11 protein-coding genes and 4 pseudogenes are annotated in these 21,910 nt (G+C 60.9%); 7 read left to right on the top strand and 8 right to left on the bottom strand.

The genetic code is table 11. The annotated features are described in order from the left end of the window. The first annotated feature begins 92 nt into the window (after positions 1-92). Positions 93-2,888, top strand: a complete 2,796-nt coding sequence (locus tag FFS21_RS15540; RefSeq protein ID WP_171020420.1) for an autotransporter family protein — start codon at positions 93-95, stop codon at positions 2,886-2,888. Between the two features lie 558 nt (positions 2,889-3,446). On the opposite strand, the gene hchA is transcribed toward FFS21_RS15540, so the two are convergent. The 4 genes and pseudogenes from hchA to FFS21_RS15520 form a co-directional block, all read right to left on the bottom strand. Continuing rightward, positions 3,447-4,322, bottom strand: coding sequence for a glyoxalase III HchA (gene hchA, locus FFS21_RS15535; protein ID WP_137925687.1), 876 nt, complete (start codon positions 4,320-4,322; stop codon positions 3,447-3,449). Positions 4,323-4,520: 198 nt separating this feature from the next. Next, positions 4,521-5,486 carry an enoyl-CoA hydratase/isomerase family protein gene (locus FFS21_RS15530; protein ID WP_137925686.1) on the bottom strand — a complete coding sequence of 322 codons (966 nt, stop codon included), beginning with the start codon at positions 5,484-5,486 and terminating at the stop codon, positions 4,521-4,523. A 658-nt stretch (positions 5,487-6,144) separates the two neighbouring features. After that, positions 6,145-6,915, bottom strand: a pseudogene (locus tag FFS21_RS15525) (zinc-binding dehydrogenase); the annotation flags it as partial. A 75-nt stretch (positions 6,916-6,990) separates the two neighbouring features. After that, positions 6,991-7,905: pseudogene (locus FFS21_RS15520) on the bottom strand (sodium:solute symporter family transporter); the annotation flags it as partial. Between the two features lie 63 nt (positions 7,906-7,968). Between FFS21_RS15520 and FFS21_RS15515 the strand changes: the two are divergent. The 3 genes and pseudogenes from FFS21_RS15515 to FFS21_RS15505 form a co-directional block, all read left to right on the top strand. Continuing rightward, positions 7,969-8,340 (top strand): annotated as a pseudogene (locus FFS21_RS15515) (sodium:solute symporter family transporter); the annotation flags it as partial. 1 nt (position 8,341) lies between these two features. After that, positions 8,342-9,088, top strand: a pseudogene (locus FFS21_RS15510) (phosphotransferase); the annotation flags it as partial. Between the two features lie 130 nt (positions 9,089-9,218). Further along, positions 9,219-10,991, top strand: coding sequence for an acyl-CoA dehydrogenase (locus FFS21_RS15505; RefSeq protein WP_137925685.1), 1,773 nt, complete (start codon positions 9,219-9,221; stop codon positions 10,989-10,991). 55 nt (positions 10,992-11,046) lie between these two features. Here FFS21_RS15505 and FFS21_RS15500 read toward each other — a convergent pair whose 3' ends face one another. The 4 genes from FFS21_RS15500 to FFS21_RS15485 all read right to left on the bottom strand — a co-directional run bounded on the left by FFS21_RS15500 (position 11,047) and on the right by FFS21_RS15485 (position 16,706). Further along, positions 11,047-11,793 (bottom strand): YoaK family protein, encoded by a 747-nt coding sequence (locus FFS21_RS15500; protein WP_137925684.1) that lies wholly within the window; start codon positions 11,791-11,793, stop codon positions 11,047-11,049. A gap of 177 nt (positions 11,794-11,970) precedes the next feature. Next, positions 11,971-15,168, bottom strand: coding sequence for an autotransporter family protein (locus FFS21_RS15495; protein ID WP_137925683.1), 3,198 nt, complete (start codon positions 15,166-15,168; stop codon positions 11,971-11,973). After that, positions 15,165-15,743, bottom strand: coding sequence for a hypothetical protein (locus FFS21_RS15490; protein WP_137925682.1), 579 nt, complete (start codon positions 15,741-15,743; stop codon positions 15,165-15,167). The genes FFS21_RS15495 and FFS21_RS15490 overlap by 4 nt, the downstream gene beginning before the upstream one ends. Positions 15,744-16,151: 408 nt before the next feature. Then, complete coding sequence (locus tag FFS21_RS15485) at positions 16,152-16,706, bottom strand: Lrp/AsnC family transcriptional regulator (protein WP_237380065.1); 555 nt, start codon at positions 16,704-16,706, stop codon at positions 16,152-16,154. Between the two features lie 204 nt (positions 16,707-16,910). Between FFS21_RS15485 and FFS21_RS15480 the strand changes: the two genes are divergently transcribed. The 3 genes from FFS21_RS15480 to mdeB all read left to right on the top strand — a co-directional run bounded on the left by FFS21_RS15480 (position 16,911) and on the right by mdeB (position 21,841). Further along, complete coding sequence (locus FFS21_RS15480; RefSeq protein ID WP_137925681.1) at positions 16,911-17,927, top strand: 1-aminocyclopropane-1-carboxylate deaminase; 1,017 nt, start codon at positions 16,911-16,913, stop codon at positions 17,925-17,927. A gap of 139 nt (positions 17,928-18,066) precedes the next feature. Next, the gene (locus tag FFS21_RS15475) at positions 18,067-19,041 is read left to right on the top strand and encodes a Bug family tripartite tricarboxylate transporter substrate binding protein (protein ID WP_137925680.1); all 975 of its coding nucleotides are present in this window, start codon (positions 18,067-18,069) and stop codon (positions 19,039-19,041) included. A gap of 100 nt (positions 19,042-19,141) precedes the next feature. Beyond that, positions 19,142-21,841 carry an alpha-ketoglutarate dehydrogenase gene (gene mdeB, locus FFS21_RS15470; protein WP_137925679.1) on the top strand — a complete coding sequence of 900 codons (2,700 nt, stop codon included), beginning with the start codon at positions 19,142-19,144 and terminating at the stop codon, positions 21,839-21,841. Positions 21,842-21,910: the final 69 nt, after the last annotated feature.

The raw sequence follows: 21,910 nt of genomic DNA, 5'->3' as shown, positions 1-21,910 counted from the left end.
TCACCGGTGTTGTCCGACAAGTCTTCTGGGTGGTTGTAGAAAAAGTCATCAAACAAATACCAATGGGCGAAGTTGAGAAGGAAGGATCAGTGATGGAGAAGACCAGGGCAGTGTTGATTGATGCGGCATCCGGGGGGCGCACCACTACGCAAGAAGGGGGGGAATGGCCACGCCCGACGCAACGCCACGCGCGTCGGCAGCATCGCCAGACGCTTGCCAGCGGCCATGCCTGGCTTGTGTTGGCCGGAGGACTGGCAGGCGGCACAACGCTCTTCACGTCGATTGCTTCGGCGGCCAGCTACACTGTCTCAAGCTCAAGCAGCCTGACCCAGGCAGTAGCCACCGCGAATACCGATGGTGACGACAACACGGATATCACGCTGTCGCAGAACATCACAACCGCCAGTGGCACCGTGTTTGACGTTGGCACCAATCCAACCACATTGGGTATCAACACATCCGGCTCGACCTTGACGTTGAATGGGCCGGGTACGGTCTGGAATACCGGAAGCTATTTCTATTTCGGGATTAGTGGCGGCGGCGGACTAACTGTATCCAACGGTGCTCAACTCCGCATCCAGGATGGCCCGAGCTCTTCAAGTCCAGGCATCCTGAGTTTCGACGCTGGCGCCCTGGAGATCACCGGAAGCGGATCCGCGCTGACAACAAGCTACCTTGCCGTTGGCCGGGGCGGTGACGCCACGATCGCATTGACAAACGGCGGTCAGTTGACGACCCGCGTAGCGAGTATCGGGGAGGGGCCTGGGACGACTGCCGCGTCCACTATCACCGTGCTGGTGGACGGCCCAGGTACGCGCTGGAACACTGGCACCTTCGAAGCCGGCGGGGCGACGAATAGTGTCGATGTCACCGTTTCCAATGGCGCCGTGATCCAGGCGGCCGACTCCCGTATCGGCATAAATGGCGCTGGTTCGCTACTTGTCGACGGCATCGGTTCGCAATTCGCGGTTTCCGGTAGCCTCAGCATTGGCGCATTCTCGTTTGGGAGTACGCCGGGACAAGGAGTGGTGACTGTTAGTGACGGCGGACTTGTCTCTGCATTGAAAGGGGTGATCGTGGGCGCCGACAACGGCACGACCGCGGCGCTTACGGTCAACAGCAACGGTGTCCTCCAAACATCAAGGCTGCGGCCGGGCAACGGTACGGCGACGGTAACCTTTGACAACGGAACCCTGCGCGCGACGACCGACAGCACTCCCAAGTCAGCCCTGATTGATGCCTTTGCGCCGGGCGCCTTCACCATCGGCGCTGGAGGCATGTACATCGATTCCAATGGTTTCGATGTTACGGCGTCGACGGTGATGTCTGGTGTAGGCGGCCTGACAAAACAAGGCGCTGGCACGCTGAAGTTGATGAACGCCAACACCTACGTCGGCACGACGAACGTTCAGACCGGCATCTTGCAAGCCGGCGCTGTGAACACGTTCAGCCCGAAATCAGCGGTCGCCATCGCCTCTGCTGGCACGATCGATCCGGCTGGGTCCGGGCAGATCGTCGCGGGACTCTCCAATGCCGGTGTCGTTACCATGGGCTCTGGCACCGCGCCGGGGACGGTGCTCACTGTCAACGGCAACTATGTCGGCAATGGCGGCACGATGGTTATCAATACCGTGCTCGGCGCGGACAATTCGCCATCCGACAAGCTCGTCGTCAACGGCAATACGGCGGGCCAGACGGGCGTCAAGGTTGTCAATGCGGGAGGCTTGGGCGCTCAGACCACTGGCAACGGCATCCAACTGATTCAGGTCACTGGTACCTCCAACGGTACGTTCAACCTCCTGAGCCCGGTCGCTGCCGGCGCCTACCACTACAAACTCGTTCAGAACGGGGTAGACAACGCGGATGGCGATTGGTACTTGCGCTCCTCGCTTCGTCCCGAGACGGTAGTGGACTCAACGATCGGCTCGTCGGTAAGCACCGGCGGTCTCGCTCTGATGAGTAAGGCGGCCGCCCGTGGTGCCGGTGCTATCGTTTGCACCGATGAGGACAACGCCCGGACCAAAGGTGCTGGTGACAACGGTTACTTAGGCGCATGCTCGGGCACGCTGTGGGCCCGAATCATTGGGCAGCTTGGCAATCAGGGCGGTAGCGCCTCCAATGCCAACGGAACGCCGGCCTATGACTACGGACTCTATGGTATCCAGACCGGTATCGATCTCGTGCGCACGGCCAGTGACCTGGCCGGCCTCTACTTTGGCTATGGCCGCTGGGACAGTACCGTTCGGGATATCGAGGGAGGTAGGGCAGGCAGAGTGGCCTATGACGCCTATGCGGTGGGAGTCTACTGGACTCATCTGTACGGCAACGGCCTCTACACGGACCTCGCCGTTCAGGAAGCCTGGTATGGAAACCTAAAGGCATCGACCCATGGTGGTTCGAACATCTCGACCAGCGGCAACAGCACCACGGCGCAAGCTGAAGCCGGCTACCAATTCGGACTCGGCCATGGCTGGGCGATTACCCCGAAGCTGTCGCTGATCTATCAACGCGTCAGTATCGGCAGCACTGCCGACTCCGCGGCACTGATCTCGTTCGGACCGACCAATGAACTCTATGGCCGTCTCGGCGCGAGAGTGTCAAAGGACTGGACGGCCACCAATAACGACAAGACACAGCTCTTCGGGGAGTTCAGCCTGTGGAGTCAACTCGGCGACAGGAACGCGAAGACGACCTTCACCAACTTGCAAGGCAACAACCCGACGACGACGACTTCGCTGCTGGGCGGTTCGTGGGGGCAGTTCAAGGTTGGCGTGAATAGCCAGATAACAAAGAAAATCAACGCGTTCGTAGCCATTGATAGCAGTGTCAGCCTCGATCACACCGGCTATTCTATCGGTGGTCATTTCGGCATCAAGTACGTCTACTAGCAGGATGGGAAAATAGGTTGCCGTCTATGCATCGCCCACTGCCCGGACCTTTACGGTCAACGCCGACCTATTACTTGGAAAAGCGCAATGGAGCCTGCCGATCCATGAGGCGTCACCAAGCCGTGATCAGCCCCTCAGCTTAGGATTGATCGCGACCTACTGGGCAGCGCCGCCTACCAGCGACACACAGGGATAGAGCGAGACGCGCGTTCGTGAGACTGTCGTTCCCGAGATTGCGGTAGAGAGCTTGCAGCTATGACCGTTCTGGGTAGGGAGGCGGTCATCCCATGCTACGAGCGTAAATGGCGGTTTCTGGCCGTTCTGGGACATCGACCAATAGGGCGGGCAGATTGGAGGAAACGGGACTATTGGCAGCCCCTGCGTCTTCAAACGCAGCGAGGGCACGCTAGCGGCCCGTGGTCACCATGTCATACGGAAAACTGCGCGGCGCGATTTTTTGAATTACGCGCCGCGGCAAGAGGAGAATCAATTCTACGAGAGGATGCGGAAATCAAATGCCTGGGAACGGCACTTCCCTGGCTGTGCAAGAGCTAGCGTTCAACTGTTTTTCTGCACTTCGTCCAGCAATGTGCGTGCAGCCAGCTTGCCAAGGTTGTTGGCCGCGAATGGGCTGTCTCCCGTGAGGAGTTTCCGGTCCTGGAACGTGCTGCCATCAATGTTTTTGTTTACGATTTCAACCCCCATCGCAGCAAGCTTTTCGCCGAAGAACCAGCGCAATGGACCAGGCATGTAGCCAATGTCCGGTGTCTGCTTGTCCAGGCTATCGGGGAATGCGCAGATGCGGTAGCCGCGGAAGAGATCTCCACCGTCAGGTTCGTCGACGCCCGCGGAAAGTAAAGCGGCAGGACCGTGACACAGCGTGACGATGTATCTGTCGTTTTGCATCGCCCACTGCAAGGTGGCTTTCATATCTGCGCTGAAGGGTAGCCCCATCAGAGCACCATGCCCTCCGGGCACGAAGACGGCGATGTAGTTCGCATCCTTGTCCAGGGACGTTACTACGTCGGAAAGCTTGAGCGGTTGCTGGAATTTTTTCTCGTATTTAGTGTAGAAAGACTTTACCTCGTCGTCTTCCGAGGGAAACGCCCACCATTCGAACTTGGTGGGATTGCCGGATAAAGTGGCGATGTCGAACTCGAAGCCTGCGCGGTCCATGTGATACATGGGAAGGAGTGTTTCGATCGGATGGTTGCCAGTGGAGAAAAAAGTACCGCTTCCGGTCAATAGGTAACGCTCATCCGCAGCGACTAGCAGTACTTTCCAGCGGCCCCCATGATACGCATCCGGATAGTTCGCATCGGAGAGATCCGATTTTGGCGAAGTGAATTGTGAGAGCGAGTAGGGGGAAGGGAAAAACGCCTTGTGTTCGGCTGGATCAGGCGTGGGTTCCTTGCTGTCTGTCTGGGTTGTCATGATGACCTTCCTTCTAAGTAAGAACGCGCTTTAGAGATTAATTTCCACTGGCTTTTACGCCATACGAGAGAAAAGCATCAATCACGGCATGTGCCAGGTATGTCGGATGCCTTGCTGCGTTTCCTGCACTTGCCCGCTTGTACCGAGGCCTCCGCGCACTGGCGGGCAAATCAATGTCTGGAGGCATGTTTAGATCGCCTAGTCGGCGGGCGGCAGCTTCGCGGACAGGTCGGGAAAATGAAGTTCGCCTTCGTAGGTTTCCGCGCCGGCTGCGAGTATCGCTTTCACGCGCGCCTGTATGGCGTCGTTGGCGACACAAAGATCGGCCTCGTGTGCCTCTATCAACAGCCCTTCGGAGAAGGATGTGTCGGACCCCATGTCAACCGCCGCTTTCAGGTGGGCGATGGTGGAGGGTGGGAAGGTCGCAATGCGGCGTGCGAGCTTGTCTACGAGTGGTCCCAATTCCCCGGCCGGCAGCGCCCGATTGATGTAACCGTAGTGGTCAGCCAGTTCCGCGGAGAAATCTCCGCCAACCAGCAGTACTTCGAGAGCGCGGGCACGTCCCATGCGCCGCGGCAGGCGTTGCGTGTTACCGCCTCCTGGGACGAGTCCGCAGATGACTTCCGGCTGGCCGAACACAGCCTTGCCGATCGCGCCGAAGCACATGTCCGCAGCCAGCGCGATCTCGCATCCACCACCTCGGGCGATGCCTTCGACCTTGGCGATCACCGCCTTCGGCATGTTGCGCAGGCGCTCCCCGAGCATCTGGGTAAGGCGGAAGGTGCGTGTATTCGAAGTGGTTTTTGGCGCCGAACCGACACGGTGCAGGCCGGAGTGCGCGATAAAGAACTTTGGAATGGCGCTCTGCAGGATCACCACTCGTACGCTTGCGTCCTGCTCTAGCTGACGGGTAAGCCGGTCGAATTCCTCCGACAGAACTTCGTCGAGGAGGTTGAAAGGAGGATAGTTCAATGTAACGGTGGCTACACCGCGATCCTGGGCGACCAGGATATGCTTGTAGTCGGCATAGTTCGCGGCGGCCCCCAGGGGCGGGGTGGAGATTCCGACCGCAGCCTTTGCCTCCGCAGAGGCAACCAAGACTCCTGGCGCAAGCGTGGCGGCACCGATAGACTGGACAAACGAACGTCGTGAGAGAGTCGACATGGCGGGATTCCTTGGTTGAATGTATCTCGCACCTGCTGGTTCGGCAGATGGAGAAACAAGTCTCGCTAACGCAATGATCCGCGCATCGTTGCGGCGATAGCAAGAAGCCTCCCTGTTTGGGGGGGGGCAGCCAGAGTCAGGTCTTAGCAATGTAGGCGATGTCGAAGCAGGGTTCTGCAAAAGCGCAGGAGTCTTTGGCACCGCACAATGGACGCTCGGCAATAGCGAGAAAATGGCATGGCTTGGAGAGCCCCCCGCCTTCCCCCCCTCTGTTGGACTCCCATGCGCTTGTGGCCCGCCTTTCGTTTGGGCGATCATCTACCGTAGTGGTACCCGCAGTCACCTCGGCAGAGACCGGGCCGGTGGCACACGTTCCCATCGCACGTAGTGCGACGGGTCTTCGATAGCAGTGCTTGCGGCATTTGAGGTGGCGCAGAGCGTTGCCAAGCAGATGATTGAAGTCATCGTCGCCGACTCACATCGCTACCGCACCGTAAGACCTGAGTCTGCCGTCGAGATGGTGCGACTTGAGCAGACTTAACGAATGGGATGTGATCGTCTAGCGAACCCCACCAACTACCAGCGCGTCTGATGTCCCGATCCTCACCAGCTATCGCAGCGAACCAGCCACAATGGCCACCAGCCATGATCCAGACCAAGCTGGTCCCGCCGCGCACGCGCCGATCTGCACAATACGCCCGTTAATGGCCGCAGCGGCGTAGTTCCTGGGGACATAATCGCCGGCGATGATATCAACTACGATATCAACACCCTTGCCGTCGGTGACGCGCATGGCAGCGTCGACAAAATCCTCTTCAAGATAATTGACGGCATAGTCAGCGCCGAGGGCGAGGCTGGCGTCGCGTTGCGCTGCCGTGGCGACGGTGGTAATGATCTTCGCCGCGCCGAAAGCCTTGCTGAGCATGGTGGCCGCAGTACCGATGCCGGATGCGCCGCCATGGATCAACACCGAGTCGCCCCGTTTGAACTGCCCCCTCTGGAACAGATTCAGCCATACCGTCATGAACGTTTCCGGCATGGCAGCGGCTTCCACCGGTCGCAAGCCTTTGGGTAGATACAGCGTATTGTGCTCGTTGGCGACGCCATATTCAGCGTAGCCACCCCCAGGGATCAATGCACAAACGAGGTCACCTGCCTGGAATCTTGTCACGCCAGCGCCGATGGCCACAACTTCTCCTGCGACTTCGAGACCGGGAATGTCGGAGGCGCCAGGAGGCGGGTCGTACAGCCCCTTGCGCTGAAATACATCCGGGCCATTGATCCCAGCCGCCTGATGACGGATCAGTAGTTCGCCCGGGCCGGGCACAGGCACAGGTCGCCGTGTGGGCACCAGTACTTCCGGGCCACCAGGATGCGTGATCTCGACGGCCGTCATCATCTCGGGGATATTGTTCGAAGGAGAATGCATGGATTGTCCTGGTTCATTCGTGAAGCGCGCTGAGGCCATCCATCACGGATGGCCGTCGCTGTTGGGTGCTGGGCGTCAGTGCTTGGCAGCGGCCGCAGCGCCATGGCCGGTATGTGCGCGCACCAGTTGCGCGTCAAACGCCTGTCGCTCGGCTTTCGCTCGCGCACTGGTGTCGAAGCGCGAGCACAGATAGGTGATCAGGAACGCAAATGGGACTGTGAACAGCGCAGGATGATCATAGGGAAAGATGGCAGTGGGGTGTCCCAACACGTTCTTCCAGACTGCAGGGGAGAGGACGACGAGCGTGACAGATGACACCAGGCCGGCCACGATGCCCCAGACCGCGCCACGGCTGCTCAGGCCGCGCCAGTACATCGACAGTACCAGCACCGGGAAATTGGCGGAGGCTGCAACGTTGAATGCAAGCGCGACCAGGAACGCGAGGTTCTGCCCACGAAAGCCGATCCCCAACAGCACCGCGATGACGCCGATGATCAACGTGGCTTTCTTGGTGACGGCGATCTCCGCAGCCTCGGTGGCGGTGCCGCGGCACAATACACTGGCGTAGATGTCATGTGAGATCGCGGCGGCGCCCGCCAACGTCAGACCCGAAACCACGGCGAGAATCGTGGCAAATGCGACTGCCGCCAGGAACCCGAGAAACACGTTGCCTCCGGTTGCGCTGGCGAGATGCATCGCGACCATGTTGCTACCGCCGAGCAACTTCCCTCCGACTTGACCGCCTTCAAAGTACTGAGGGTCAGTGCCGACAATGACGATGGCCGCGAGCCCGATTGCGAACATGGCGAGGAACATGTAGCCGATACAAGTGCTCGCCACCAGCACGCTCTTGCGCGCCTCGCGCGCATTCGGCACCGTAAAGAAGCGCATCAGAATGTGCGGAAGCCCGGACAGGCCGAGTACCGTCGCCATACACAGGGAAAGCGTGGAGATTGGATCGGCGAACAGCGTGCCGGGGGCGAGCAGGGCAGCGCCGCTGTGATGTACAGCAACCGCCCTGGCGGCAAGGGTTTCGAAGCTGAAATCGAAGTGATACTGTACATCGTCGGCTTTTTCATTGGCTGGCCGGTGATGCTGTTCCTGATGGCCGAGCGGTTACGCAACCTCGGAAAATTCACCTTTGTGGATATCATCTCGGACCGTCTCGACCCGGTCAGCACGCGCTGCGTCGCTGCCGGCAGCAGCCTGGTGGTCGTGCTGCTCTACCTGATCGTACAAATGGTAGGCGCTGGCGAGTTGGTCCAGTTGCTGTTCGGCATCGACTATGCTTACGCCGTGGTCGGAGTGGGCGCGCTGATGATGATCTATGTGACTGTGGGTGGCATGGTCGCGACAACGTGGGTCCAGATCATCAAGGCTGTGCTACTGATGTTTGGCGGCTCTCTGCTGATGCTGCTGTCCTTGGCCGTTCTATTTGATGGCGTACCTGGACGGCAGGGTGCTGGTGGACCAGTCGTTGCCGGGTATGCAGCCCGAGCAGCGCAACGCCATTTACGCAGAGATGAATCGCGTACTGGCTTCCCTCCACCGCATTGACGTCGAACAGGTTGGACTCTGTGATTACAGTCCGCACGGCAATTTCCTTGCGCGCCAGATTGCTGGATGGACGCGTCAGTGCCGCACCACGGGCGCCGGTGACAGTTCTGCCATGCAAGCGCTGATGAACTGGCTTCCGAGGAACATCCCTGAAATCGAAGAGACACGTCTCGTTCACGGTGATTTCCGGCTGGACAACCTGGTTTTCCACCCGAGCGAGCCGAGAGTCATCGGGGTATTGGATTGGGAGTTGTCGGCACTCGGACATCCGCTCGTCGACTTTGCCTATCACTGCCTGAGCTGGCACATCCCGTCAACGCTATGGCGCGGAGTTGCCGATCTCGACCTCCCAAGCCTTGGGATACCGAGCGAAACGACATATATGCAGTGGTATATCGAAGCCAATGGCACCGCTGGTATGGAGCACTGGGATTTCTACATCGCATACAACCTCTTCCGACTGGCTGCCATCATGTTCGGCATCGCAGAGAGGGCGCGGCAAGGCAATGCGGCGGCTGCTGATGCGGTTGAAACCGGCCGCAAGGCTGGGCCCATGGCAGAACTGGGTTGGCATTTCGCGATGCGCTATCAAGCCGGGCGGCGACTGATTCAATAGTCGATATTGCAGACCAAACAATGGCGCTGCCTGCCACGGATGACGGAAGGGCTGGCAAAAATCGGAGTTGCGTGAGTTCGCAGTCAATTCCGGCGCTGAGGCGATCTACCCCCAACAGAGGAAGTTCCCGATGACGTACCGCGCACCATTAAAAGAGATGCATTTCACTTTGGACGCGATCGCGAGTTTTGAGACTGTTAACGCGCTGCCTGGATGCGAAGACGCATCATGGGATGTCGCATGCGCAGTATTGGAGGAAGCGGCCAGGTTCAGTGAGGAGGTCATTGCACCGCTGAATCGCATTGGTGATCTTGAACCAAGCCACTGGAGTGAAGGCGCGGTGGTTTCGACGCCGGGGTTCAGTGACGCGTTTCGCCAGTTCGGGGAAGGGGGCTGGCAAGGGATACTGCATCCGCCGCAATTTGGTGGGCAAGGACTGCCAAAGTTGCTGGCGACGGCATGCCAGGAGATGTTGCATTCGGCAAACTTGTCATTTGCACTGTGTCCGATGCTTACCGATGGCGCTATTGAGGCGCTGCTGACAGCGGGATCTGAGGAACAGAAGGCGATATTCCTGCCCAAGCTGATCTCCGGCGAGTGGACTGGCACGATGAATCTGACGGAGCCCGAGGCAGGCTCCGACCTGGCTGCAGTACGGGCGCGCGCCGAGCCGCTGGGTGACGGCACCTACAAGGTCTTCGGCACCAAGATTTTCATCACGTATGGGGAACACGATATGGCGGACAACATCGTCCACCTGGTGTTGGCCCGCACACCCAATGCGCCGGAAGGTGTGAAGGGCATCTCGCTCTTCATCGTGCCCAAGCTCCTGGTCAATGCGGATGGCTCCACGGGCGCGCGCAATGATGTGCATTGTGTATCGATCGAGCATAAGTTGGGCATCAAGGCCAGCCCGACCGCGATCTTGCAGTTCGGCGACCATGGCGGTGCCATTGGCACATTGGTCGGTGAAGAAAATCGCGGCCTGGAGTACATGTTCGTCATGATGAACTCGGCGCGATTTGCGGTTGGAATGCAGGGCATCGCCGTCTCCGAGCGCGCCTACCAGCAGGCAGTTGCCTATGCGCGGGAGCGTGTGCAGGGCCGTCCGGTCGACGGTTCGGCGCGCGAGGCGGTGGCAATCGTCCACCACCCCGACGTCAAGCGCATGCTCATGACAATGCGCAGTCTGATCGAAGGTGCCCGCTCGGTGGCTTACGTGGCTGCCGCTACCAGCGACGCTGCGCAGAATCATCCGGACGAGACCGTGCGCAAGCAGAACCAGGCGGTCTACGAGTTCCTGGTGCCGATCGTGAAAGGCTGGAGCACTGAACTATCGATCGATGTGACCAGCCTCGGCGTGCAAGTGCATGGCGGCATGGGCTTCATCGAGGAAACCGGCGCTGCCCAGCACTACCGTGATGCACGCATCCTGCCGATCTATGAAGGTACAACAGCAATCCAGGCGAACGACTTGGTGGGGCGCAAGACCGTGCGCGACGGCGGTGCAGTGGCGCGCGCCATCTGCGCCAGCATTGCCGAAACCGAAGCGGCCCTGGGCAAGCATGGAGGTGCCGCATTTGCGACGGTGAAGGAGCATCTGGCTAGGGGGCGTGCCGCGTTGGAGGCCGTAGTTGAATTCGTTGTTGCCAATGCAAAGTCGGACCCGAACGCTGTGTTTGCCGGCAGCGTGCCGTACCTGAAGCTATGCGGCATTGTCTTCTCGGGCTGGCAGCTTGGCCGCGCCATGCTCGTCGCGGACGCGAGACGGGCAGATGATCCGGCTTTCTCCGAGGCCAAGATTGCAACGGCACTCTTCTTCGCCCAGCATATTTTGTCCCAATCGTTCGGGCTACGTGATGCATCGTTGGCGGGCGATGTGCCTAGCAATTATTTGGTATAGAAACATGTAGTAACGGCCACCAGCGCTCTTGAACAGTGCGGTGCGCATCCGAAGTCTATGCGCCGCGGCGCCTGGAGAAGTCGGCTCTGGCGGGCATCCACGCCAGCGCGAACAGCAAACAGGCGAACGGCGTGACGAAAATAAAGCCGATGCTTTGGAAGCCTGCAGCACCGGCCATGCCGCCGAGCACGAAAGACAGCAGCAGGCCGCCCGCGCGCTTCAAGCGAGGGAGGTCGGCGCAGATACGGGCGTGTTCCGGCAACGCGCGTCGGTTCCAGTAGAGCATCTTGCCCAACTCCATCCCAAAATCGGTGATGTTGCCGGTCATATGCGTGGTGCGGACACTTCCGGCGGATGTCTTGGAGCCGATCGCGTTTTGCAACCCCATCATGAAGCAGAGCAGCAAGACGGTGGCTGGTGCGGCGAATGGCGTTTGCCAGCTCAGCGTTGCGGTCCCGAGCACGCCAAATGGGAACAGCAGCGCTGCTTCCAGCAGCAAAGGCAGCGCGTAGATGCTGCGCGCCCGGATTCGGCGGGAGAAATTCACCAGGATTGCTGTGGCGGCTGCCCCGACGGTGAATGAGACGATTGCCGCTGCGGACGCGACCACCATCGTGAAATCCCTTAGTATCACGCCGTCCGAGACCTGCGAGGCAAAGCCGGTCATATGCGAGGTATAGCGTTGCAGCACGATATAGCCGCCCGCATTAACCGCGCCGGCATTCAGCGCGAGTAGTAGGCCAAGAGTAAGGTTTGAGGAGGGGGTGCGGTGCCGGTGCGTCAGATAGCGAAGGCGTCTCATGGTTCCAGCGTGTTTCAGTCGGCCTGATCAGAATATTGCGTTACCAGGGCAGGCGCAAGGTGTGCGGGCCCTTGCCGCGGTCCGGATCACCTTGAGTCGGTAGCGTTCGCTTGTGTGTCGTGAACATTGGTACTTCGGTGATCGTCCTGGGGAGCAGCGGAGCCCACAGGCGGGCCGCTACCACGTGTACTTGACGCCAAGGCGTCCGATAAATGCGTGATAGGCCTGGGACCCCCATTGCCATCCAACGTTGCTCCAACCGGTCCAACCGCGACGTCCCTGCCCGTCAAAGCCAATTTTCACTTCATAACGGTTGCTGGGGTAGAGGTCACTCATGCCTACACCATTCAGAGCTATGGTGTTATTCATGGAGTCGTGCCACCAGTTCAGTGTGAGGTATGGCTGATATCGATAGCCCTTGCCGTCTATCCAGGTGCGGTGGAACCTGACGCCAAGACGCGTGATCACGCCGTCGGCGTCGGCGCCACCGACCTGGGTGCCGGTGGGCTCGTTAAAGGTGCCCTGGTAGCTATGGACATAAATCACCTGCGCTTGCGGTTCTATTACCCAATCGCGTGACATCTTGGGCAACCACGCATATCCGGTCTCCGCCGACAGCGCGAGCACTTTCGAGTGGTAGCTGACTGTAGGAAGAAATTCGCCGTTGACATGATTGGTGAACCAGCCGAATTGCGCCCACAGGTCCGTGTACCAGCCCAAACGAGACTGATTGTTCTGGAACCACGTACCATATATGCCAACGTTGACGCCTTGGACGTCGCTATCGGCGGTAAAGCGGTTGCCGTCGGCGCGCCCCGTACTCGAGCCCCAGTTGTAGCCAAGCATCCCGCCAACGTGCATTCTGTCGTCGCCGCGGAAGATGGACCACTGCGCTACGTCGCCGCCCATCTGGAGCATCCATGCTGTGCTTTGCACGTCGAAGGTACCGTTACTCGTGCGTGAGCCGATGTCCTTGCCCACCAGGCGCACCCAGCCCGCACCCCGACGCTTGTCATCGTTCTCGAAGGTCTGCTGTTCTGTCCACTGCGGTTCACCGAGACGGTCGTGCAAGCTATGTACCAGGAAGCCGGCGGCCAAGCGTTGATTGGCAAGATAGGCGCCAACCTCCGGGCGCAGCAGCGGAACCACAATGTCTGGGTTGGGGGGAGGCGGTACCGGTGGAACCGGAGGGGTTGGAGGCACATCCCGTTCGGAGCGCAGATACCAGGCGTTGGGATTGGACCCGTCGGCGGCGCCTCGGAAGAGGCGATACTCATAGACGCCGGCCACTGCGCGGCCCGACTGGGTGAAGGAACTCGCACTGGTCGTCCCACCATTGGCAACATCGACGATCAGAATCCCGTTCTGCGTGGTCAGCGTGCCCTGGCCACCTGCATTGGTTACGCGAATTCCCGACGTGCCGGAGGCCGTGCCGCCATCGATGACAAGTCGGTCTGATGCGGAACCATCCGCGCCGAGAAAGGTGTTGACGCCAAGAACGCCACCGTTGCCGACGTAGTTGCGGGTGGTCAGGGTTTTGAACGCGCCAGCCACAGGCGGGGTAAATGACACCGTTCCGGCGTTGTTCACTTGCTGCGTCACCCGCGAGTCGCCCGTGATCGACCATGTGCTCGTGGAATCTACTGTCACGTTGGTGACATCCAGTGCCGCGCCGCGCCATGTGGAGGATGTCTGCAATGAGATGTTGGCGACTGCGGTGGCATCTGCCAAGGCGTTGCCGTTGAGCCTGCTGCCATTGCGCGCGATCAACTCCACTGTGGTCGGCTGAGGCGCGGAACCCGAGCCGATTGCCTGCAGCAACAGGTTGCCTCCACTGATGGCGGCATTGTCAGTCGTAATGCTGCTTGGCCCCCCGGTGGCTACGATGGCCACCGAATCTGGGACGTTCATCGTGCCACCCGACATCGTGACGCGATTGGTGAGCGTGTTGGAAAAATTCCGAGAGACAATGCCGGTCGAGTCGCCGCTGGTGGTGACGTTCGTGTTGCCGAGCTGGATGGTCGGTCCGACACCTCCTGCCACATCGATACCGGTAATCAGGTAAAGCGCGCCGCCGGTGCCGGACGTGTTAATGGCAGATCCCGTGGCCGTGACCAGGCCGTTCTGATCGGCGCCCAGGCCGTACACGCCCGTGCCATTCCCGTTCACGGTGCTCTGGGTCAGGTTGACGGTATTCAAGCCCGACACCGCACGTGCACCCGCATAGACGCCAAAGCCATTGGCCGCGTTCATGTTGATGGTCGTGTTGGTGGCATTGATTGTGGAAGTTGCGGCTGCGGTGGCTTGTGCACCGGGTGTCGCGCGAAGACCCGCTGGCGCGCTGCTGTTCACGGTGTTCAGTGCGGGAGTCAATTCGCCGGCGTTCGCAACCAGTTGTGTAAGGGGTGTTGCAGCCACCGAGTAGGTCGACGTTCCAGCGCGATTTATCGTAATCGTGGCATCCGACAGATCTATTTGCGTACTGCGTGGCGCATTGACCGCAGCCGTCGCGCGCGGGTCTCCCGCCACTGCAATCACACCGGAACTGGCATTTGCGCCGTCTATGACCAGACCTTGGAAGCTGACCGTCGTACCGCCAAAAGCTGCAATCCCCGTGCCGCCGTTGATATAGCTTTCGCCCGACCCTGTCAGGTGAATGGTCAGGCCATTTCCAACGGTCGCGGTTCCCTGCGTCACCGCCTCCAGCACCAGGCCCGTGCTCCCCTGGCCGTTCAGATTCAGGACGGTGCTCGCTGGCAGCGACAACGTGCCACCATTCTGCACATAGACGCCTACGCTCTGCGCGCCGTTGCTCGTCAAGCTGTTGTTGCCTTGCAGTGTCATGCTGCTACCCACGCCGCCAGTTCCCAACACGATCGCGCCCTGACGCGATGTGGTGATCGATGTGTCGGTCAGCGACACACGTCCGCCGTTCTGCGCGACGGCGCCATATCCGCCGCCTGTGCCAGCGGTCGCGTTGTTGATGGTGAGTCCGCTGGCGGTGATACTAGCGGCCTGGCCCAGCGCCACCGCACCAGAGCCGAGGGAAGTCGTAGAAACCGAGACACCGGGCCGTGCGATGATCGCCGCTGGCGTGATGTCGGAATTGACAAACAGGCCGTGGCCGGTGGTGGTCTGTATGGAGATCGGACCCGCCGGGAAGCCTGCTGCATTGGGGTCGAACGTCAGGGTGCCGGCAGTCACGCTAGTGCCCGAACCCGCGACGGTGGTCGAGATCTGTGTGTTGCCGACGACGGTACGGTCGCCTGTCGCGCCATTGTTCGTCACGGGCGCGGTTACGGGCCCGGGTCCGATGGTTTGTGCGGACACAGCCCCGGTGGTCAGGAACGCCGCGATGCCGAGAAAGCGTGTCATTTACTGCTCACGGGAATGGGCAGGGCAACGTCGGGCCGGACCAGCGACCGAGAAAATGCAGAGGCCGGATTCAGGTAGTCGACCATTACCTTGCGGAGAATCTCTGTTGAATCCCCGATCAGTAATTCTTCGCCACTCGGATTGACATAGTGCACCGTGATAAAACCTCGCTGCGTGTCGTAAAGAGCGGCGATGTTGTGATCAGGATTCTCTGGATCGGCCATTGTGCCAAGCACGTACGGCTGGTCATCGATCCGTAGAGGTAGCATGGGAGACGCGCTACCCGACGGCGAGTCACGGTGCGTGCTGGCGCCAGGAAGCTTGCCCTTTACCCAGACAGGGACGTCCTGATTGGCATGACGCAATGCCAGGGAGAGGGCATGTCGGAACGCAGGCGTGGTTGCATACGCGTCGTCGAACCGTGGACATTGGGACGCGCGCGTACATTGGCTGGCCATATATGCACCACGCGGCACATCATTGGAGGGGGCGTCTGTGGAGGCGGCATTCCCCAGAAGAGGCACGCACCACGTCAGGTACGCCGAAACTCTGAGAATCGATGAGCGCCATTGCATATCGACTGTCCTCGCGGTGCGGCCGTACCCGCCGTGGGGAAACCAGAGTGCAAAATTCCTGATGAGTCGATTACAGCAAACGGAATCACTTTGTCATAGTGAGCGTTTTTAACAGGATCATTAAGTTTTTTGGTTGAGTTGCCAAGGTGGCGCCGCCCGCAACGCGGGAATGCGCGGCGAATGGCTACCTGGCCATGCCGAACTGAACGAACGGATAGTACTTGTTCGGGTTCATGATGAGAGCATAGATCGGCCCGTTCTTCACCATCACGCCTGCATCGCCCGTGTTGAATAGCGCGACATTGCCCGATGCATCCTGTGTGTTGAATGCCTGCAGCGCGCTGACATTGACCTTCCCGGGTCCCTTGTTCAGCAGGTAGGCGACCGTTCGGGCACAACGTCCTAAATTCAGATCGGGAACTGCGTGGTCGACAACACCTGCTTGAGCACCATGAACGAGCGGATCTGCCGCACACCCGGCAGATAGAGCAGTTGCTCTGCATGGAGCCGGTTGAAGCTGTCGCTGTCCTTGGTGCGCACCAGCATGAAGTAGTCGAACTCGCCAGTCACCACGTGGCATTCCATGCAGCCCGATACCTGCTGGGCAGCGGTCTCGAACTGCGCGAAAGACTCCGGCGTGGAGCGGTCCAGCACCACGCCGATCATCACCAGCATTCCCGCATCGAGCGCACTGGGATTCAAGAGCGCCACGATGCCGCGGATCAATCCCATTTCCTTCAGACGTTCCACGCGCCGCAGGCACGCGGGCGGACTCAGGTTGACCTTGGCCGCCAGCGCCACATTGGATATCGAAGCGTCCTGTTGCAGCGTGCGCAGGATGGCTTTGTCCGCACGATCCAGGGCCTCGATGTGCGGCGAAGCTGCCGTATTCGACGGTGCCGAAGATGGTGCATGGGGCGGTGCATCCGGGCCGGATTTGGTGCGAAATTTTGTTTCTTTCATGGGCTTCGAGAAAGAATTTTTGAAGTTACAAGGCTTGTTGTTCCTTTTAATCGTGTTCAAAAAGCGAGTTTTTTGCAAGCACGTTTCGTGAGTTTTTTCTTAGGATGGAACCCATCGCAACATTGATCTGCCGCTCGCAGGCGCAAGCGTTACTGCGCGGCACGTCGATGACGGGATACGCCCCTCAACCCTGGAGTTGCCACCATGAATCTCAAGCGTTTCGCTCGCCATCCCCTGACGTTCGGACCCACCCCGATCCAGCCTCTGAAACGCTTGTCCGCGCACCTGGGCGGCAAGGTGGAGTTGTTTGCCAAGCGCGAAGACTGCAATAGCGGCCTGGCGTTCGGCGGCAACAAGACCCGCAAGCTCGAATACCTGATTCCCGACGCGCTGGCGCAGGGATGCGACACGCTGGTGTCGATCGGCGGCATCCAGTCGAACCAGACACGCCAGGTGGCGGCCGTGGCGGCGCACCTTGGCCTGAAGTGCGTACTGGTGCAGGAGAACTGGGTCAACTATGCCGATGCCGTATATGACCGCGTGGGCAATATCCAGCTCTCGCGCATGATGGGTGCCGACGTGCGACTGGTGGCCGATGGTTTCGATATCGGTATCCGCAAGAGCTGGGAAGACGCCATGGAAAGCGTGCGCAAGGAGGGCGGCAAGCCGTATCCGATCCCGGCCGGTTGCTCCGAGCATCCGCTGGGCGGCCTGGGGTTTGTCGGGTTTGCCGAGGAAGTCCGCGCGCAGGAAGCCGAACTCGGCTTCAAGTTCGACTACATCGTGGTGTGCTCGGTAACCGGCAGTACACAGGCGGGCATGGTGGTGGGGTTTGCGGAAGATGGCCGCGCCGATCGCGTGATCGGTATCGACGCATCGGCCAAGCCAGAGCAAACGCGCGCACAGATCCTGCGTATCGCCAGGCATACGGCCGGCCTGGTCGAACTCGACCGCGATATCGTCGATGCCGACGTGGTGCTCGATACCCGCTACGGTGGTCCCGAGTATGGCCTGCCGTCCGCCGGCACGATGGAAGCGATCCGGATGTGCGCGAAGTTCGAAGGCATGATGACCGACCCCGTCTACGAAGGTAAATCGATGCACGGCATGATCGACATGGTGCAGCGCGGTGAATTCCCGGCCGGTTCGCGCGTGCTGTACGCCCATCTGGGCGGTGCACCTGCATTGAGCGCCTACAGCTTCCTGTTCCGCAACGGCTGAACGCACCAGCGCTGTCGTCGTGCACGTATCCGCGCCGGCACTGACCACCGGTGCGGAGGTCTCGCTTCGCTTCATGTTCGTTTCACGCAGGGGAACGCAAATGATTGCCTCGCTACGGAAGGAGTTTCTACGGAGGATCATGGCGACGGCCAGCGTGTGCGCGCTGCCGGCCATGGCCATGCTTGCTGCCCATGCGGCCAATAGCCACGCCGCGAGCTATCCGACGCGGCCCGTGGTGCTGGTGGTGCCGTTTCCGGCCGGCGGTGCGGTAGACATCATCGGAAGGCTGGTCGGCAAATCGCTCGGCGATGCGCTGGGCCAGCCGGTCGTGATCGAGAACCGCGCCGGAGCCGGCACGATTGTCGGGGCAGGATACGTGGCCAAGGCCACGGCCGACGGCTACACACTGCTGATCAGTTCGGGATCGACATTCACCGTCAATCCGGCCATCAATGCCAGCCTGCCGTACGATCCGGTGAAGAGCTTCGAACCGGTGGGGCTGGTGGCCCGTGTACCGTTGATCGTGGTCGCCAATCGGTCGGTGCCCGTCGACAACCTGCCGCAGATGGTCAGTGCGGTCAGTGCGGCGCCGGGCAAGTATGTCTATGGGTCGTTTGGTAGCGGCACCACCGGGCACTTTGCCGGCGAGCTGCTGCTGAGTGCCACGGGCATGAAGATGCAACACATTCCGTACAAGGGCAGCGCACCGGCCATCGCCGACCTGATTGGTGGGCAGATTCCGTTCTCGATCGACACCGTGGCCGCGTCGCTGCCGCATATCCGTAGCGGAAAGATCAAGCCGATTGCGGTGACTGGCGCCACACGCGCTTCATTGTTGCCCGAGGTGCCCACGGTGGCGGAAGCCGGCTATCCTGGCTTTGATGCGGATTCATGGGTGGCCATTGCGGCGCCACGTGGCTTGCCCGCCGATGTACGGGCCAGGCTGGACAGTGCGCTGGCACAAGCGATGAAGGACCCCGAGGTGCGGCAGAAGCTGCTGGCCAATGGACTGGAACCCAAATACGCGCCGGCGGAGCAGGTCAGTGTCATGATCGACCGCGAATTGCCGCGCATGCGTACGGTTGCACAGAAGTCAGGTATCCAGGCCAACTGACCTTGTTCGCTGACTTTGTTCGCTGAATTTGCTGCGACACCACGACCAGCCCGAAAACTGGTTGGGGTGGACCCAGCCTGAACCTCGCAGGAGACACTCGATGGAACAGCATGACCGCGTCAGTGCAGCCGCGAACGCGCTACACGCCCAGGCAGATCCGCAGGAGCTTCAGGAGTGGTGCGAGGCGCTCGATGGCGTGCTATCGGCGTGGGGCGCGGAGCGGGGCCGCGAGCGTGCCTGCGAAATCCTGGATGCACTGTTGGCCCATGCGCGCGAACGGCGCTTGCCATGGCGTCCGGCGCAGGTCACGCCGTACCTGAACACGGTGCCGGTGGAGGACCAGCCGGCGTATCCGGGCGACCTGGCAATCGAACAGCGCCTGTCGGCCATCCTGCGCTGGAATGCGCTGGCCATGGTGGTACGTGCCAATCGCGCGCACGGCGAACTCGGCGGTCATATCGCCAGTTATGCATCGGCCGCGGATCTGTTCGAGGTGGGCTACCAGCATTTCTTCCGTGGCAATGCCGCACCTCACGGTGCCGATCTGGTTTTCTTCCAGCCGCACTCGGCGCCCGGCGTCTATGCGCGCGCGTTTCTGGAAGGACGGCTCGATGAATCGGCGCTGTGCCACTACCGACAGGAACTGGTGGCCGAAGCGCAGGGGCTGCGCGGACTGAGTTCGTATCCACATCCGTACCTGATGCCGGATTTCTGGCAATTTCCCACCGGCTCGATGGGCATTGGCCCGCTCAACGCGATTTATCAGGCGCGCTTCATGCGCTACCTGCAGAACCGGGGTCTTTGCGAGACCGGTGGACGTCGCGTATGGGGCTTCTTTGGCGATGGCGAGATGGACGAGCCCGAATCGGTCGCCGCACTGACGCTTGCCGCACGCGAACAGCTCGACAACTGCACCTTCGTGATCAACTGCAATCTGCAGCGGCTCGATGGTCCGGTGCGCGGCAATGGGCGCATCGTCGACGAACTGGAGGCGCTGTTCGCCGGCGCGGGGTGGCATGTGGTCAAGTGCCTGTGGGGCTCGGAATGGGATGCACTGCTGGCGCGCGATCACAACCATGCGATCAGCCGTGCGTTCGCGCAGACGCTCGATGGCGAGTTCCAGACCTTGTCCGCCAATGACGGAACGTTCAACCGCGCCCACTTCTTCAGCAAGACTCCGGAGTTGCGCGCGTTGGTGGCGCATCTTTCCGATGCGCAGATCGACCAGTTGCGCCGGGGCGGCCATGATCCCGTCAAGATTCATGCGGCATTTGCCGAAGCCGCGGGCTGCAAGGGCCGGCCCGCCGTCGTGCTGGCCATGACGATGAAGGGGTACGGCATGGGCTCCATCGCGCAGGGCCGCATGACCACCCATCAGCAGAAGAAGCTGAGCCAGGCCGACCTGATGGCGTTCCGCGACCGTTTCAGTCTGCCGCTGTCTGACCAGCAGGTCATGGATGCGGCGTTCTACCGGCCACACGAAGACAGTCCCGAAATGCAATACCTGCAGGCGCGGCGCGCCGAACTGGGCGGCTATCTGCCGGTACGCAGTACCAGTGGCGCCACCCTGGCGGTGCCCGGTCTGGAAGCGACCGCCGCCTTCGCACTCCATGCCGACGGCAAGGCGATGAGCTCGACCATGGCACTGGTGCGGCAGCTTGGCGCACTGCTCAAGGATCCGGTGCTGGGTCCGCGTATCGTCCCGATCGTGGCCGACGAGGCGCGCACGTTCGGCATGGCTGGCTTGTTCCGGCAGGTTGGCATCTATGCGCCATTCGGCCAGCTTTACCAGCCGGAAGACTCGGCGTCGATGCTGTCGTACCGCGAAACGCGCGACGGCCAGATCCTGGAGGAGGGGATTACCGAGGCGGGTGCGCTGTCGTCGTGGACGGCGGCGGCCACCAGCTATGCCACGCATGGCCTGCCGATGCTGCCGTTCTATATCTACTACAGCATGTTCGGCTTCCAGCGCGTGGGCGACCTGATCTGGGCTGCCGCCGACCAGCGCGCTCGCGGCTTCCTGGTAGGCGCCACGTCGGGACGCACCACGCTCGGTGGAGAAGGGCTCCAGCATCAGGACGGCAGCAGCCATCTTGCTGCGGCCACCATCCCGAACTGCCGCGCCTATGATCCCGCGTTTGCGGGCGAACTGGCGGTCATTGTCGACCACGGCATGCGCCGCATGCTCGAACAGCAGGCCGACGAGTTCTATTACCTGACCGTGACCAATGAGGCTGTAGAGAACCCGAGCCTGCGGCCCGAAGCGCATGAAGGCGTGGTGCGCGGCATCTATCTGCACCGCCCCGGCGGCGACTTTGCGCACCGGGTGCAGCTGTTTGGCAGCGGCGCCATCATGGGCGAAGTCCTCAAGGCCGCGCGGCAGCTTGAGCAGGAGCACGGGGTGGCGGCTGATGTATGGAGTGTCACCAGCTATATCGAGCTTGCGCGCGAGGGCGCGGACTGCGAACAGCAGTGGCGCCATGGCAAGGGGCCCGCTGACCAAAGCTGGCTGGGCCGGCAGTTGCAGCCCAGTGTTGGGCCGATCATTGCCGCCACCGACTATGTACGCGCACTGCCGGAACTGGTGCGTGCCTTCCTGCCGGCCGGCCGACGCTACGTGACGCTGGGTACCGACGGCTTCGGCCGCAGCGATTCGCGCGCGGCGTTGCGGCGCCATTTCGAGGTGGATGCGGCGGCGATCGTGCAGGCCAGCCTGCGTGCCGTGGAGGAAATCGTGGCCGAGGAAACGGTCGCGGAGCGGCGGCACCTGGCCGACGTGATTGCGTTGGCATCGATATGACCCGCGCCTGATCCACCGTTGTTTCCTACCTGACGCGCGGCCCGGTTCGGCACCAAGGCCGCGCGTCGC

Source organism: Cupriavidus sp. 2SB, assembly GCF_005503625.1.
GTDB lineage: Bacteria > Pseudomonadota > Gammaproteobacteria > Burkholderiales > Burkholderiaceae > Cupriavidus.
This window is presented reverse-complemented; position numbering and strand designations above follow the sequence as displayed.